This is a genomic window from Haemophilus sputorum CCUG 13788 (assembly GCF_000238795.1).
Classification (GTDB): domain Bacteria; phylum Pseudomonadota; class Gammaproteobacteria; order Enterobacterales; family Pasteurellaceae; genus Haemophilus_A; species Haemophilus_A sputorum.
Genome location: NZ_AFNK01000053.1, coordinates 46935 through 61912, shown reverse-complemented (window position 1 = coordinate 61912; position 14978 = coordinate 46935). Strand labels below are relative to the sequence as shown.

The 14978-nt window shown below is 39.9% G+C and carries 11 protein-coding genes; 5 read left to right on the top strand and 6 right to left on the bottom strand.

The annotated features are described in order from the left end of the window. The first annotated feature begins 116 nt into the window (after positions 1–116). The 4 genes from pyk (at position 117) to tyrA (ending at position 4929) form a co-directional block, all read left to right on the top strand. Positions 117–1556 (top strand): pyruvate kinase, encoded by a 1440-nt coding sequence (gene pyk, locus HSP_RS0107065; protein ID WP_007525085.1) that lies wholly within the window; start codon positions 117–119, stop codon positions 1554–1556. 92 nt (positions 1557–1648) lie between these two features. After that, positions 1649–2695: a glycosyltransferase family 9 protein gene (locus tag HSP_RS0107060; RefSeq protein ID WP_007524865.1), complete on the top strand. Its 1047-nt coding sequence runs from the start codon at positions 1649–1651 to the stop codon at positions 2693–2695. 38 nt (positions 2696–2733) lie between these two features. Further along, the gene (locus tag HSP_RS0107055) at positions 2734–3795 is read left to right on the top strand and encodes a 3-deoxy-7-phosphoheptulonate synthase (RefSeq protein WP_007524581.1); all 1062 of its coding nucleotides are present in this window, start codon (positions 2734–2736) and stop codon (positions 3793–3795) included. 15 nt (positions 3796–3810) lie between these two features. Continuing rightward, positions 3811–4929, top strand: coding sequence for a bifunctional chorismate mutase/prephenate dehydrogenase (gene tyrA / locus HSP_RS0107050; RefSeq protein ID WP_007525075.1), 1119 nt, complete (start codon positions 3811–3813; stop codon positions 4927–4929). Between the two features lie 150 nt (positions 4930–5079). On the opposite strand, the gene HSP_RS0107040 is transcribed toward tyrA, so the two are convergent. From HSP_RS0107040 to pntA, 3 genes are all read right to left on the bottom strand, one after another. After that, positions 5080–7323 carry a nitric-oxide reductase large subunit gene (locus HSP_RS0107040; protein WP_007524075.1) on the bottom strand — a complete coding sequence of 748 codons (2244 nt, stop codon included), beginning with the start codon at positions 7321–7323 and terminating at the stop codon, positions 5080–5082. A 286-nt stretch (positions 7324–7609) separates the two neighbouring features. Then, entirely contained in the window at positions 7610–9007 is a 1398-nt protein-coding gene (gene pntB, locus HSP_RS0107030) for a Re/Si-specific NAD(P)(+) transhydrogenase subunit beta (RefSeq protein ID WP_007524443.1), read from the bottom strand. 10 nt (positions 9008–9017) lie between these two features. Then, positions 9018–10556, bottom strand: coding sequence for a Re/Si-specific NAD(P)(+) transhydrogenase subunit alpha (gene pntA, locus HSP_RS0107025; protein ID WP_007525314.1), 1539 nt, complete (start codon positions 10554–10556; stop codon positions 9018–9020). A 207-nt stretch (positions 10557–10763) separates the two neighbouring features. Here pntA and trmJ point away from each other — a divergent pair, with 207 nt between their 5' ends. Next, a complete protein-coding gene (gene trmJ / locus HSP_RS0107020) occupies positions 10764–11504 on the top strand; it encodes a tRNA (cytosine(32)/uridine(32)-2'-O)-methyltransferase TrmJ (RefSeq protein WP_007525496.1) in 741 nt (246 codons plus the stop codon). Positions 11505–11581: 77 nt separating this feature from the next. Here the strand turns inward: trmJ and HSP_RS0107015 are convergent, their stop codons facing one another. The 3 genes from HSP_RS0107015 to aroB all read right to left on the bottom strand — a co-directional run bounded on the left by HSP_RS0107015 (position 11582) and on the right by aroB (position 14950). Next, positions 11582–12937, bottom strand: coding sequence for a sodium-dependent transporter (locus HSP_RS0107015; RefSeq protein WP_007524546.1), 1356 nt, complete (start codon positions 12935–12937; stop codon positions 11582–11584). A gap of 64 nt (positions 12938–13001) precedes the next feature. Next, positions 13002–13853 carry a Dam family site-specific DNA-(adenine-N6)-methyltransferase gene (locus HSP_RS0107010; RefSeq protein ID WP_007524363.1) on the bottom strand — a complete coding sequence of 284 codons (852 nt, stop codon included), beginning with the start codon at positions 13851–13853 and terminating at the stop codon, positions 13002–13004. Positions 13854–13855: 2 nt separating this feature from the next. Further along, complete coding sequence (aroB, locus tag HSP_RS0107005; RefSeq protein WP_007525129.1) at positions 13856–14950, bottom strand: 3-dehydroquinate synthase; 1095 nt, start codon at positions 14948–14950, stop codon at positions 13856–13858. Positions 14951–14978: the final 28 nt, after the last annotated feature.

Here is a 14978-nt window from a genome sequence, read left to right as displayed (position 1 = left end):
ATTTCCTGTATAAGGTTTAAAGTCTAACGATTTAGGCGTATAATGCACTTCGTTTGAGTAAGTCGCAAGACGCTTAGAAAAAATTTTCAAAATCCATCAAAACTACGGAGTTAATCATGTCTAGAAAACTGAGAAGAACCAAAATCGTTACTACCTTAGGGCCAGCAACAGACCGCGACAATAACTTAGAGCGTATTATTGCAGCAGGCGCTAACATGGTGCGTATGAACTTTTCTCACGGTGTACCAGAAGATCATATTGAACGTGCAAATAAAGTACGTGAAATTGCAGCGAAACTTGGTAAAACCGTTGCGCTTTTAGGTGACTTACAAGGTCCTAAAATCCGTGTTTCAACCTTTAAAGACGGAAAAATCTTCTTAAACATTGGGGATAAATTCACTTTAGATGCAGATTTACCACGCGGTGAAGGCCACCAAGACGCAGTAGGTCTAGACTATAAAGATTTACCAAACGATGTAGTACCAGGCGATATTCTGTTATTGGACGATGGTAACGTACAATTAAAAGTATTATCTGTAGAAGGTGTGAAAGTCCATACCGAAGTTATTGTTGGTGGTCCACTTTCTAATAACAAAGGGATCAACAAATTAGGTGGTGGCTTATCTGCGCCAGCATTAACAGATAAAGATAAAGAAGACATTAAATTAGCTGCACGAATTGGCGTAGACTACTTAGCAGTGTCATTCCCACAATCTAGCGCAGACTTAAACTATGCTCGTGAATTGGCTCAAGCTGCTGGTTTAGATGCGAAAATCGTAGCAAAAGTTGAACGTGCAGAAACTGTTGCAACCGAAGAAGCAATGGATGACATCATTTTAGGCGCAGACGTTATCATGGTTGCACGTGGTGACTTAGGTGTGGAAATTGGTGATGCAGCATTAGTAGGCGTACAAAAACGTTTAATCCGTCGCTCACGTAAATTAAACCGTGTAGTTATTACTGCAACACAAATGATGGAATCAATGATCAAAAAACCATTACCAACTCGTGCAGAAGTAATGGACGTTGCGAACGCAGTATTAGACGGTACAGATGCGGTAATGCTTTCAGGTGAAACGGCAAACGGTGACTACCCAATTGAAACCGTGAAATCAATGGCAGAAGTATGCTTAGGTGCAGAATCTATGCCAAGCATCAACATTTCACGTCACCGTATGGAAGGTAAATTCACTGAAATTGATGAAGCAACGGCAATGTCTGCCATGTACACAGCAAATCACTTAGAAGGCGTTTCTGCAATTATCGCATTAACACACTCAGGTGAAACTGCAAAACTAATGAGCCGTATCAGCTCTGGCTTACCAATTTATGCGCTTTCTCGTAACCAACGTGCATTAAACCGTTGTGCGCTTTACCGCGGTGTAACACCAGTATTCTACGATGAAGAAAGCCGTACCATTGATGGCGCGAAAAAAGGATTAGCGATGTTAAAAGAACAAGGTTACTTAGTTAGCGGCGACCTAGTATTATTAACACACGGTGATGAATTAAAAGAAGGCGGTACTAATACTTGCCGTATCTTAAAAGTAGAATAATTCATATCTCACTTTTACAACCCACGTTTCGGCGTGGGTTTTTTGTTAGAATAAGCTTATCCAAAACCCTGATTCAAAAATTGCAAATTTTTATGAAAAAACAACCGCTTGAGATTTGTATTCTCCGTCTTTCTGCCATTGGCGATGTTTGTCATACACTTGCCGTTGTGCAAGCCATTCAACGTCAATATCCTGATGCCCATATCACTTGGATTATCGGTAAACTAGAAGCACAACTCATGGCAGGTTTGCCAAATGTGACTTTAATTCTATTTGATAAAAAATCTGGCTACAAAGGAATGTGTGCATTATGGAAAATGCTCAAAAACAAGCAGTTTGATTTTCTACTAAATTTGCAAACGGCATTTCGCGCATCGATTCTTTCTTTAGGCATTAAAGCTAAGCAAAAAATTGGCTTTAACCGTGATCGCGCACGTGAAATGCAATGGCTTTTTACCAATCAAAAAGTTGAAATTACCGATGCCGTACACGTATTAGATGGACAAATGCAATTTGCAAAAGCAATTGGCGTAAAAGATTTAACGCCACAATGGCAACTTCCTCTTACTGAGAAAGATATCCATTTTGCCCAACAACATCTTTCCACAACACAAAAAAATGTTGTCATTTCACCTTGCTCTAGCAAAGCAGAAAAAGATTGGCTACCAGAACGTTATGCAGAAATTGCAAATTGGTTATTGGCTCATCAGATTAACGTTATCTTAGTTGGCTCTCCTGCCAAACATGAAATTGAGATTTGCCAATCCATTGCTCAACAAGCGCCAGGTTGCCTAAATTTAGTTGGGAAAACAAGCCTCAAACAACTTGCTGCATTGCTAAAATTTGCAGATCTCGTGCTATCGCCAGATACAGGTGCGGCACACATTGCCAGCATTCAAGGCACGCCTGTTATTGGCTTATATGCTATTCATAACCCAGCGCGTACTGCGCCTTATCAAGACCAAGAGAATGTCATTTCGGTCTATGAACAAGCTATTCTTGATTACTATGGAAAACCTTGGCAACAACTTCCTTGGGCGACTAAAGCCAAAAGTAAACAAGGCGAAAATTTGATGGCTCGCATTGATTGCAAAAAAGTAAAAGAAAAAATGATTGCAATTTTAAAAATAAATGAGTAAATTAGCTGCACTACTTCACTATTACATGAGTACAAGATATGAAACTCGCAGCTAATAACATCAATATTCGTGACGAAGCACTTTTATTAACGCCAGAACAATTAAAAACAGAATTACCATTATCTGCTAAACTTGCTGAACAAATTGACGGTTTTCGCAAAGAAATTGCAGACATTATTCATGGCAGAGATGATCGTAAACTGATTGTCATTGGACCTTGTTCAATTCACGACCCCAAAGCTGCTATTGAATATGCACGTAAGCTTAAAGCACTTAGCGATAAAGTGAGTGATAAACTTTTTTTGGTCATGCGTGTTTATTTTGAAAAGCCACGTACAACAATTGGCTGGAAAGGGTTAATTAACGATCCAAATCTTGATGGTTCTTTCGATATTGAAAAAGGTCTACGTATTAGCCGCCAACTCTGTTTAGAAATTGCTAAAATTGGTATCCCTTTAGCTGCAGAAGCGCTTGATCCGATGACGCCGCAATATTTAATGGATCTCTTTAGCTGGGCGGCAATTGGTGCTCGAACCACTGAATCTCAACCACATCGCGAGTTAGCTTCAGGTTTATCAATGGCTGTTGGCTTTAAAAACAGTACTGATGGCAGTTTGAACGTCGCTTTACATGCGATTCAAGCCGCTTCACAAAGCCATAGCTTTTTAGGTATTAACCAAAATGGCCAAGTTACCGTGCTTAAATCTAAAGGTAATCCGAACGGGCACATTATTTTGCGTGGTGGTAAAACGCCAAACTTTGAAAAACCATACATCGAAGCCTGTGAAAAAGCGTTACGGGAAGCTGGTCTGCCTGAAGCAATTATGGTGGACTGCAGCCATGGCAATTCTAATAAAGATTATCGCCGCCAACCGTTAGTTGCTCGCAATGTGCTCGATCAGATTTTATCGGGCAACCGTTCAATTATCGGGTTGATGATTGAAAGCCACTTACATGCCGGTAATCAATCTTCTGAACAACCCGTTGATAAAATGCAATACGGCGTGTCAATTACTGATGCGTGTATTGATTGGGCAACATCAGAAGAAGTATTAAGCGAATTTGCAAGCCAACTTCGTGCCTTACCACTCGCTGCTTAATTTTTAGGGAACTCTATGCCATTAACACACTTACGAGAACAAATTGACGAAATTGATCAACAACTAATTACTTTGTTATCAAAACGCCTTGCATTAGTAAGTGAAGTTGGTCATGTAAAATCTACCCAAGGCATTCCGCTTTATGTGCCAATGCGTGAAGCAGAAATGATTCAAGCTCGTCGAACTGAAGCAGAAAAGCAAGGTGTTCCCCCTAATCTAATTGAAGATATTTTGCGTCGCATCATGCGTGAATCTTATGTGAATGAAAACAAACATGGTTTTAAAACGGTTAATCCAGACATTCAAAAAATAGTCATCGTGGGCGGAAAAGGAAAATTAGGTGGGCTATTTGGTCGTTTTTTAACACAATCTGGCTATAAGGTTGAATCACTCGATCAAGCAGATTGGGAAAATGCCGCTGACATTCTTAACGGTGCAGATGTCGTTATCGTCTGTGTACCGATTATTCATACATTAAGCGTAATTGAACAACTCCAGCCTTATCTTACGCCAAATATGTTACTTGCCGATTTAACCTCAATTAAGCGTGCACCATTAGAAAAAATGTTAGCTGTGCATAAAGGCGCTGTAGTGGGCTTGCATCCGATGTTCGGGCCAGATATCACCAGTATGGCAAAACAAGTTGTAGCTTGTTGTGATGGCCGTTTTGCTGAACGTTATGAATGGTTACTCGATCAAATCCAGATGTGGGGCGCTAAAATTGAAAAAATTGATGCCCCAGTGCACGATCATGCAATGACTTATATCCAAGCGCTACGTCACTTTTCTACCTTTGCATTTGGCTTACATCTTTCTCAACAGCCTGTGGAATTGTCGCAACTTTTAGCACTTTCCTCACCAATTTATCGCTTAGAGTTAGCAATGATCGGACGACTATTCGCCCAAGATGGTGAACTTTATGCCGATATTATTTTAGACAAACCAGAAAATCTTGCTGTAATTGAATCGTTAAAAACCACTTTTGAAGAAAGCTTAACCTTCTTTAAAACGGGCAACCGTGCGGGTTTTATTGAAGCATTCAATCAAGTACACCAATGGTTTGGTCACTATTCTGAACAATTCCTAAAAGAAAGTCGCCTGCTTCTCCAACAAGCAAACGATGCTAGACAATAGCCTTTTTGCAAAATATCTTAAAAAATTAACCGCTTGTAACGACAATTATTCAGCAAGCGGTCTTTTTTCTCTAAAAATTTTCGTAAAAGAATCGCCTTGCTCATTTGAACAAGGCGATTTTATTTAGCCTAATTGGTTAGAAACCTTTTTCTAAGCTGCTTTTTTCACTTTGAAGAAAATCATCGTAAAGATTTGCCAGAAGAAGGCTAGCGCACCGAAGATGAATACCACATCACCAACTAAACGTACCCAACGTAAGGTATCAAATAATGGTTGTTGCATAAATTCTTCACTACGTGCATACCATAAGCCTTCAGAGATACTTGCATAACCTTGAATAATACCGATAGGTAATAAGCTTGATACGATCATGAGCACTAAACCGCCGTTTAATAACCAGAAGCCCCATTTCATTAATTTATCGTTAAATGGCGTATCTGGGCGTAAGTAACGTGCGATTAAGAAAACAAAGCCTAATGCTAAGAATCCATATACCCCGAATAATGCTGCGTGAGCGTGAACGGCAGTGGTGTTCAAGCCTTGGATATAGTAAAGCGAAATTGGTGGATTGATTAAGAAACCAAATACGCCCGCACCTAACATATTCCAGAATGCTACTGCAACGAAGCAGTAAAGTGGCCATTTTAAACGTTCCATCCAAGGTGCTTTTTGTTTCATTGCCCAGTGTTCCCAAGCTTCATGACCTAATAACACTAAAGGTACCACTTCAAGCGCAGAGAATGATGCCCCTACAGCAATAATTGGAGTGGTTGCACCTGCGAAGTATAAGTGGTGGAACGTACCTGGAATACCACCGATTAAGAATAATGCCGCTTCAGTAATGGTTGCCACAGTTGCTGTACGACGTGAAACTAAACCTAAACTTACGAAGATGAATGAAAGTGCCGCTACAGAGAATACTTCAAAGAAGCCTTCTACCCATAGGTGAACTACCCACCAACGCCAGTATTCCATCACAGAAATGTGAGTGTGCTCGCCATAGAATAATGCTGGGCCATAGAATAAGCCGATTGCAATGACAGAAGCGAAGAATAACGCTAATAAGTTTTTATCACCCGGTTGTTTGAATGCGTTCACTGTACCGCGAAGCATTAAGACTAACCAGAATAAGATGCCCGCGAATTTGACCGCTTGCCAGAAACGACCTAAGTCAATGAACTCATAGCCTTGGTGGCCAAACATGAAACTCCATTCTTCAGGAAGAATATGTGCAATCGCTAAATAGCTACCGGTAAACGAGCCAACAACTAATACCACTAATGCCCAGAATAAAATATCCACACCCAATTTTTGGAATTTCGGATCTTTACCACCATTGATGATTGGTGCCAGGAATAAACCACCAGCTAAGAATGCCATCGCAATCCAGAATAATGCTGCTTGAATATGCCATGTGCGCACTAATGAATAAGGTAAGTATTGAGAAATATCAATCCCGTAAAATTCTTGCCCTTCAACGGTATAGTGAGCAACAATTGCTCCTAAATTTACTTGCACAAAGAAAAGCGCTAACACAGTAAATAAATATTTACCTAATGCGCGTTGTGAAGGCGTTAGTTGTAATTTTGTCAGTGGATCAACTTCTGGCGTAGGTGGATCTTGTTCATCTTCTCGTTTTTTGAATGACCAAATCCAAACGACAAAGCCAATTCCTGCAATGAGGAATACCACACTGGCAATAGACCAAACCACGTTTTCTGGTGTTGGTACGTTATTGATTAACGGTTCATGTGGCCAGTTATTTGTGTAACTTGCGTTTGTATTTGGGCGCTCTGCAGAAGCGGTCCAAGCTGTCCAGAAAAAGAATTTCGCTAAGTCTTTGCGTGCTTGTAAATCTGGAAGGGTGTTATCCTTCATAGCAAAATGTTCACGCGTCGTTTTTGTTGCAGGATCATCGCCATATAAAGAAATGTAATATTGTGCCGTTTTATCCATTGCGGCTAAACGCGTATTTGAAAGCACAACGGTACCGTTTTCAACTTTACTGCCACGATACTCTTTAGTTAGGCGTGCCTTTAATAACGTTTGTTGCTCTTCATCAAGAGCCGCAAAGTTTTTACCAAATTCCTGATTTGCACTAATATCTAGCCAGTTAGTTAGCTCACGATGAAGCCAATCTGCAGTCCAGTCTGGTGCTTGGTATGCGCCATGCCCCCAAACAGAGCCCACTTGCATACCGCCAGTAGTTTGCCATGCGGTTTGTCCATGTAAAATATCATCGTGTGTAATCACTTTTTCGCCACTTTCCGAAACATATTGCTGCGGAATAGGTGGTGCTTCGCGATACACTTCAAAGCCGTAGTAGCCAAGAATAGAGAATGCCCCTATTAACACGGCGACTAACATACACCAAAGTTTTTTGTATTGTCCCATAATCACTCCCTAGGTTATATACAATGGAGGGTAAGAATAAATAAGAAAAAGAAACTCAATGTTGCATTGAATTCCTAAGTGAATAAATTCGCTAGAGCGAAAAGTAAAGATCTTACAAGCGTGTAAAATACCCGAGTAATTATATAAACTAAAGAGGCAAAATAAATTACCTAATCTTGAGTAAAAAAATCAACTTTGATCAAGTTTTTATTACTTTTCCAGATTAAGCAAAAAAGAAAAGAGACCGAAATTTTCATTTCGATCCCTTAGATTATCAATAACTTAATTAGCTATTTAATGCTCTTAAAATATCGTCAACACGTTCTTTTGCATCACCAAATAACATTTGTGTGTTTTCTTTAAAGAACAATGGGTTTTGAACGCCTGCATAACCTACTGCCATTGAGCGTTTAAATACGATAACATTTTGCGCTTTCCATACTTCTAATACTGGCATACCAGCAATTGGGCTTGATGGGTCATCTAATGCTGCCGGGTTTACGGTATCATTTGCACCGATAACCAATACAACATCTGTATTTTCGAAATCATCATTGATTTCATCCATTTCTAAAACCACATCATAAGGTACTTTAGCTTCTGCTAATAATACGTTCATATGGCCAGGTAAACGACCTGCTACTGGGTGGATACCAAAACGTACATTAACGCCTTTTTCACGAAGTTTTGCAGTAATTTCTGCTACTGGATATTGCGCTTGTGCTACTGCCATGCCATATCCTGGAGTAATGATTACAGAACTTGCATTTTTAAGCATTTCCGCAACTTCTTCAGCTGTTGTTTCACGGTGTTCACCTTGTTCTTCATCACCTGAGCTTGCTTTCACTTCTGTACCAAAGCCACCAGCAATTACGCTAATAAATGAGCGGTTCATTGCTTTACACATGATGTAAGAAAGAATTGCACCAGAAGAACCTACCAATGCACCAGTAACGATAAGTAAGTCATTGCTTAGCATAAAACCTGCCGCTGCTGCTGCCCAACCTGAATAAGAGTTAAGCATAGATACAACAACCGGCATATCTGCACCACCAATTGATGCCACTAAGTGCCAACCAAATGCTAAAGCGATTGCAGTCATCAATAATACTGGGAAGATATTTTCTGGATGATTTAAGAAGAAAATCATCAAGAATACAGAAATCACTAATGCAGCTAAGTTTAATTTGTGTTTATGCGGAAGGTTAAGCGCAGAAGAAGACACTTTTCTACCAAATAATTTACCGCTTAATTTACCAAATGCCACTAATGAGCCTGAGAAAGTTACCGCACCAATGAAGATGCCTAAGAACACTTCTACATTGTGAATATTTTGTAATACTGGATCAGCTTCATGTGCTAAACCATAGCTATTAAAACCAACTAATACCGCAGCTAAACCTACAAAGCTATGTAGTACTGCAACTAACTCTGGCATCTCGGTCATTTCAACTTTAAGTGCTTTACGGACACCAATGAATCCACCAATGGCCATTGCAACTAAAATCCAGAATGTACCATGTGAGTCTGGCCCGAAAATGGTTGCAATCAATGCAATTCCCATCCCGACGATACCATACCAACAACCTGCTTTTGCGGTCTCATGTTTAGAAAGACCTGCTAAACTCATAATAAAAAGGATTGCAGCGACAATATAAGCTGCAGTTACAAATCCAAATGACATGCGCTTCTCCTTAACCTTTTCTAAACATTGCAAGCATACGTTGCGTTACTTTAAAGCCACCAAAGATATTGATGCTCGCAACAAGAATCGCGATAAAGGCAAGAATATCAATAAAGAAGCTACTACCTGGTTGAGCAATTTGTAACACTGCCCCAACAATAATAATACCTGAAACCGCATTAGTTACTGCCATTAACGGAGTATGCAATGCATGGCTTACATTCCAAACCACATAATAACCTACCACGCAAGCTAATACGAATACGGTAAAGTGTGATAAAAATGCCGCAGGAGCAACCGAAGCAATCCACATAAAGAGTGCTGCGGCACCCGCCATTGCACCATATTTCACACGAGGATCTGTTGGCTTCTCTTCTTTTTTCTCAACTGGTGCTGCTGCCGCTTTTTGTTGAGGTTGAGCCGAAACTTGAATTGGTGGCGCAGGCCATGTTAGTTCACCATCACGAATAACGGTAACACCACGTAACACTACATCATCAAAGTTAATGTTAATTTCACCATCTTTATTCGGTGCTAAGAGTTTTAATAAGTTTACTAAGTTAGTACCATAAAGTTGTGAAGATTGGGTTGGTAAACGCGCTGGGAAGTCAGTATAACCAATGACTTTCACTTGATTATCTGTCACAACAACTTTACCCGCTTTGGTATATTCACAGTTACCACCCGTTGCAGCAGCTAAGTCCACAATCACAGAACCTGGTTTCATTGAATCAACCATCTCTTTAGTAATTAAGCGTGGAGCTGGTTTTCCTGGAATTGCTGCTGTAGTAATAATAATGTCAACTTCTTTTACTTGTGCCGCATAAAGCTCCATCGCACGACGGTTAAACTCTTCTGACATCACTTTTGCATAACCATCGCCTGAGCCACCTTCTTCTTCAAAATCAATTTCTAAGAAGTCTGCGCCCATTGATTTCACTTGCTCTTTTACTTCAGGACGTGAGTCAAATGCACGAACAATCGCCCCTAAGCTATTTGCAGCACCGATTGCAGCTAAACCTGCAACACCCGCACCAATCACTAATACTTTCGCTGGTGGCACTTTACCTGCTGCAGTGATTTGTCCGGTAAAGAAACTACCAAAAGCATTTGCGGCTTCAATCACTGCACGATAGCCTGAAATATTTGCCATAGAAGAAAGTGCATCTAAAGCTTGTGCTCTCGAAATACGTGGAACAGCATCCATTGCAAGCACATTAATTTTTTTCGCTTGCAATTTTTCCATCAATTCTGGATTTTGTGCCGGCCAAATAAAGCTAACTAACGTTGTGCCTTCTTTAATCAATGCAATTTCTTTTTCAGTCGGTGCATTCACTTTAAAAATAATGTCTGCATTCCAAACTTCTTCTTGTGAGCCGATTTTGGCGCCGGCGTTCGCAAATGCACTATCTTCAAAACTCGCTTTAAACCCTGCATCTTGTTCAATCAGAACATCAAAGCCAAGTTTTTTGATCTGCTCAACGGTTTTTGGCGTTGCCGCCACACGAGTTTCACCATATAGCATCTCTCTTGGTACACCAATAAGCATAAAGACTCCTGTACTAAGTAGTGGATATTAAGCTATCGAAATAGCCCTTTAATTTAAAATAAGTGATGTGCACTTTACCATTAAATCAGAAAAATTTGTAAAAATTTTCTGCCTATCAAATCAATTATTTGACAAAGCTGACAATTCCGCCAATTTTGAAAATTTGATAGAATTTAACAGATATTACCATCCTTAGATAGAATAAAAATGAACATATTAGACCAGATTAAAATTGTCCTGATTGAAACCTCACTCCCTGCCAATATTGGTTCTGTTGCTCGTGCAATGAAGACGATGGGGTTACACCAACTTTGCTTAGTCGCACCACAAAAGGCTATTGATGAACAAGCGGTTGCCTTGGCTGCTGGCGCAAAAGATGTATTAGATAATGCTCACATTGTTACAAGCTTTGATGAAGCCGTTGCTGATTGCCAATTAGTTATTGGCACAAGTGCTCGCTTACGTCACCTACAAAGTAGTCTCATCGAACCAAGGGAAGCGGGAAAATTGATTATTCAGCGTGCAAATTTAGGCAAAGTTGCCCTTGTTTTTGGGCGTGAACGCGTAGGCCTTACCAATGAAGAACTGCTTAAATGTCACTATCATTTGAATTTTCCAACCAATCCTGATTATGGTTCTTTAAATTTAGCAATGGCAGTGCAACTTGCAAGTTATGAAATTAGAATGGCATATTTGGCAGAACAAGCGGTCGAAAATTCACAAAACATAGCAAAAAATGCACCGCTTGCAGAAACAGATTTTCCCAATGCTGCAGCGCTTGAACATTTTTATCAGCATACTGAAAAACTGTATACTACTCTCGGTTTTATCCGTAATGAGGCAGTCATGCTTAAACTTCGCCGATTGTATCAGCGGGCGGAATTAGAAACGAATGAATTAAACCTGTTACGTGGCATGCTTACTGCGGTTGAAAAGCAATTAAAATAAAAAAGCAAGCGGTCTGATTTTTGTAAAAATTTACTAAAATCAGACCGCTTGTCTTAACGTTTCTTACTTATTTAAACTTAAATAGACGAGAAGAAAATCACTAAAATAATAATTGGCACAATATATTTCACATAGTTGAACCAAACATTAGTAAAGGTTTTACCCGCACCGAGCTCTTCTTTTGCTTCATCTTTTAATACGAAGCCCACAAAAATTGCTGTTCCTAATGCAGTTAATACGAAGAATACATTTCCACTGAAATAATCAAAGGCATCAAAAATACTTTTACCCATGATTGTCACAGATTTCCACTCATTATCTCCAAGCACTGATGGAATGTTCCCTAATAAGAAAATCGTACCAAGTGTCACTGCAATCGCCCATTTACGGCTCATTTTTGTTTTTTCTTGTAATGAGGTAATAATTACTTCATAAATGGTAAGCGAAGTAGTTAATGCCGCAACTACCAATAAACCAAAGAAAATAACTGCAAAAACAGTACCGCCCCACATATTTGAAAAGACAATCGGTAAGCTTTGGAAAACTAGCGTTGGACCAGAATCCGGGGCAACTCCAAAACTAAATAAAGATGGGAAAATCATAAAGCCCGCAAGCACCGCAATTACGGTATTCATAATACCGGTAATCGTTGCCGTTCTAACCAAGTTTTCGCCTTTATCAAGATAGCTTGATAAGGTAATTAACACACCAAAACCTAAACTCAGTGCAAAGAATACTTGCCCTAATACAAACACAAAGAGCTGTGGTGTAATTTTAGAGAAGTCTGGCATTAAGTAGAAACGGATTCCTTCCATTGCGCCTGGTAAGGTAATATTTCGAATTACCATCACAATCAGGAAAATAAACAGAATTGGCATTAAATACTTCACTGAACGCTCAATCCCATCCACAATTCCCTTCTCTAAAATAAAGAAGTTAACTAAAACAAATAAGCCTGTATAGCCAATAATTGCCCAAGAGTTATGTTGAATAGATTCTTTATAAAAATTTGCGGTAGTTTCTACTGTGACGGGTTGAGAAAGATCTAAAGCACCCGTCAATAAACTTCCAATATAATTGAGCACCCAGCCACCCAATACCATGTAATAGGCAAGAATACCAAAGGCACCTACTAAGCCCATATAGCCTAAAATTTTCCAAGCTCGATGGATTTTTTTGCCATTCGCCTGACCACCAAATGCATCAATCGCATTCACACGCATACGACGACCAATCACATTTTCCACTAAAATCATTGGGATACCGATGACAATCATCGCCAAACAGAAAAGGGCAACATAAGCCCCACCGCCATGCTGACCAACCAAATATGGAAAGCGCCAAGTTGCACCGAAACCGACTGTTGCCCCTGCAACTGTCATAATATAAGCCAGCCGGTTAGACCAAGACTGACGTTCTGTTTGATTTGACATAAAAACTCCGAAAGAGACCGCTACAAGCGGTCAGATTTTACTTACAATTTACTTAATCAATTCACTAGCAAAAAAGGGCTAGTAATTCATCGACTTTCACTCGTGATGTCGCATTTTGCCCAATTGAGCGCTGTACTTTAATACTTTTAAATCTTGCCCCCTGATAAATTTGCCGAGTAAATGGCGTATCATGATTGGAAATCAGTACCGGCACACCACGCGCTTGTGCCTGTTTTGCTCGCTCAGCCAATGCCTCTTGCTGAATAAGCGTAAAGCCACCACCCGCATATTGGGTAAAATTCGTTTCTTGCTGAATTGGCGCATACGGCGGATCACAATAGACCACAAAATCCGATTCTCCATTCTCAAATGCTTGCAATAAACGATCAAACACATGATGAAAATCCGCACAAATAAACTCTGCTCGTTGAGCTTTTTCTGCAAAAAAACGTAACTCTGTTTCAGGAAAATAATGGCTTTTATAACGTCCAAATGGAACATTATATTGTAGCTTTTGGTTATATCGGCATAAACCATTAAACCCAAAACGGTTTAAATAGAGAAACAACACCGAGCGTTCAACCTGATCATTTGATTGATTAAATGCTTGACGTTGCTGGTAATAAAAGGTTTTGCTATTGGCTTTTGGATGTAAAAATAGCGCTTTAGTTTGACGAATATACTCATTCACATCCGCTTTAACCACATTAAACAAATTGATGAGATCCGGATTGATATCTGCTAATAAATAGCGCTCAAAGTCTGTATTAAGAAACACAGAACCTGCCCCCACAAACGGCTCAACAAAACAAGCCCCCGAAGTTAAACTTGGGGGCAAACATTGTCGAATCTCTGAAGTGAGTCGGTATTTTCCGCCTGCCCACTTCAAAAAAGCACGTTGCTTGGTATTACTCATCGTTAGTTATCAAATTGGCTAAAGCGTTCTATAGCAGCAATGACTTGGGCTTCACTAGCTTGTGCAGTAATGTATGCCTGACCAAGCGACTTTAATAAAATAAGGCGTAGCTGACCACCCAGTACTTTTTTATCTCGCCACATATAAGGTAAATAATCTTGCGGTTGCATATTATCTGGCGAAACCGTTGGCAACACAGCTCGAGCAAATAGGCGCTCAAGACGAGCAACATCTGCTTCGGTTAAGTCCCCTAAAATATGTGAAAGCGCCGCAGCTTCTAAGCAACCTACCGCAACGGCTTCACCATGTAACCAGTTACCGTAACCCATATGCGCTTCAATGGCATGTCCAAAAGTATGTCCTAAATTAAGTAATGCGCGATCACCTTTTTCCGTTTCATCACGCGCAACAACCTCTGCCTTAAGTTGACAACAACGCTGAATACAATACTCTAATGCCGATTGTTTTAAGCTAACCAGTTCATCAATATGTGATTCTAACCATTGGAAAAATGCCGTATCAAAAATCGCCCCATATTTAATCACTTCAGCTAAACCAGCGCTTACTTGGCGTTTTTCTAAGGTATGTAGCGTATCGGTATCAATTATGACAGAAATAGGTTGGTAAAAGGCACCAATCATATTTTTGCCTAACGGGTGATTAACGCCTGTTTTTCCACCCACAGAAGAATCAACTTGTGCCAATAAGGTTGTTGGAATTTGAATAAAACGAATTCCACGTTGATAGCTTGCTGCTGCAAATCCAGCAATATCACCAATCACACCGCCACCTAACGCAATAATAGTTGTATCACGGTTGTGATTTTTCTCTAATAGTGCTGTAAAAATTAAGTTTAATGATTCCAAGGTTTTATATTGCTCACCATCTGGAATAAGCACATGATCAACTTGGCAACCTAATTGTTTTAAGGTTTTCTCTACCGTTTGGAGGTAATGATGTGCAACAGTTGGGTTTGAAACGATCATCACCTTATCACCCGCTTTTAATGGCGCGTAATAACTAGGATCGCACAATAATCCGCTCCCAATAGTAATAGGGTAACGACGCGTATTTAATTCCACATTCACTTGCAACATATTGCCTCCTCAAACTGGATTCGATTTG

Bases quoted from the DNA above. Each gene is read 5' to 3' on its own strand.
- HSP_RS0107010 (WP_007524363.1), bottom strand. From the start codon at position 13,853: ATGAGTAATACCAAGCAACGTGCTTTTTTGAAGTGGGCAGGCGGAAAA.
- trmJ (WP_007525496.1), top strand. From the start codon at position 10,764: ATGAACATATTAGACCAGATTAAAATTGTCCTGATTGAAACCTCACTC.
- pyk (WP_007525085.1), top strand. From the start codon at position 117: ATGTCTAGAAAACTGAGAAGAACCAAAATCGTTACTACCTTAGGGCCA.
- tyrA (WP_007525075.1), top strand. From the start codon at position 3,811: ATGCCATTAACACACTTACGAGAACAAATTGACGAAATTGATCAACAA.
- pntA (WP_007525314.1), bottom strand. From the start codon at position 10,556: ATGCTTATTGGTGTACCAAGAGAGATGCTATATGGTGAAACTCGTGTG.
- aroB (WP_007525129.1), bottom strand. From the start codon at position 14,950: ATGTTGCAAGTGAATGTGGAATTAAATACGCGTCGTTACCCTATTACT.
- pntB (WP_007524443.1), bottom strand. From the start codon at position 9,007: ATGTCATTTGGATTTGTAACTGCAGCTTATATTGTCGCTGCAATCCTT.
- HSP_RS0107060 (WP_007524865.1), top strand. From the start codon at position 1,649: ATGAAAAAACAACCGCTTGAGATTTGTATTCTCCGTCTTTCTGCCATT.
- HSP_RS0107055 (WP_007524581.1), top strand. From the start codon at position 2,734: ATGAAACTCGCAGCTAATAACATCAATATTCGTGACGAAGCACTTTTA.
- HSP_RS0107040 (WP_007524075.1), bottom strand. From the start codon at position 7,323: ATGGGACAATACAAAAAACTTTGGTGTATGTTAGTCGCCGTGTTAATA.
- HSP_RS0107015 (WP_007524546.1), bottom strand. From the start codon at position 12,937: ATGTCAAATCAAACAGAACGTCAGTCTTGGTCTAACCGGCTGGCTTAT.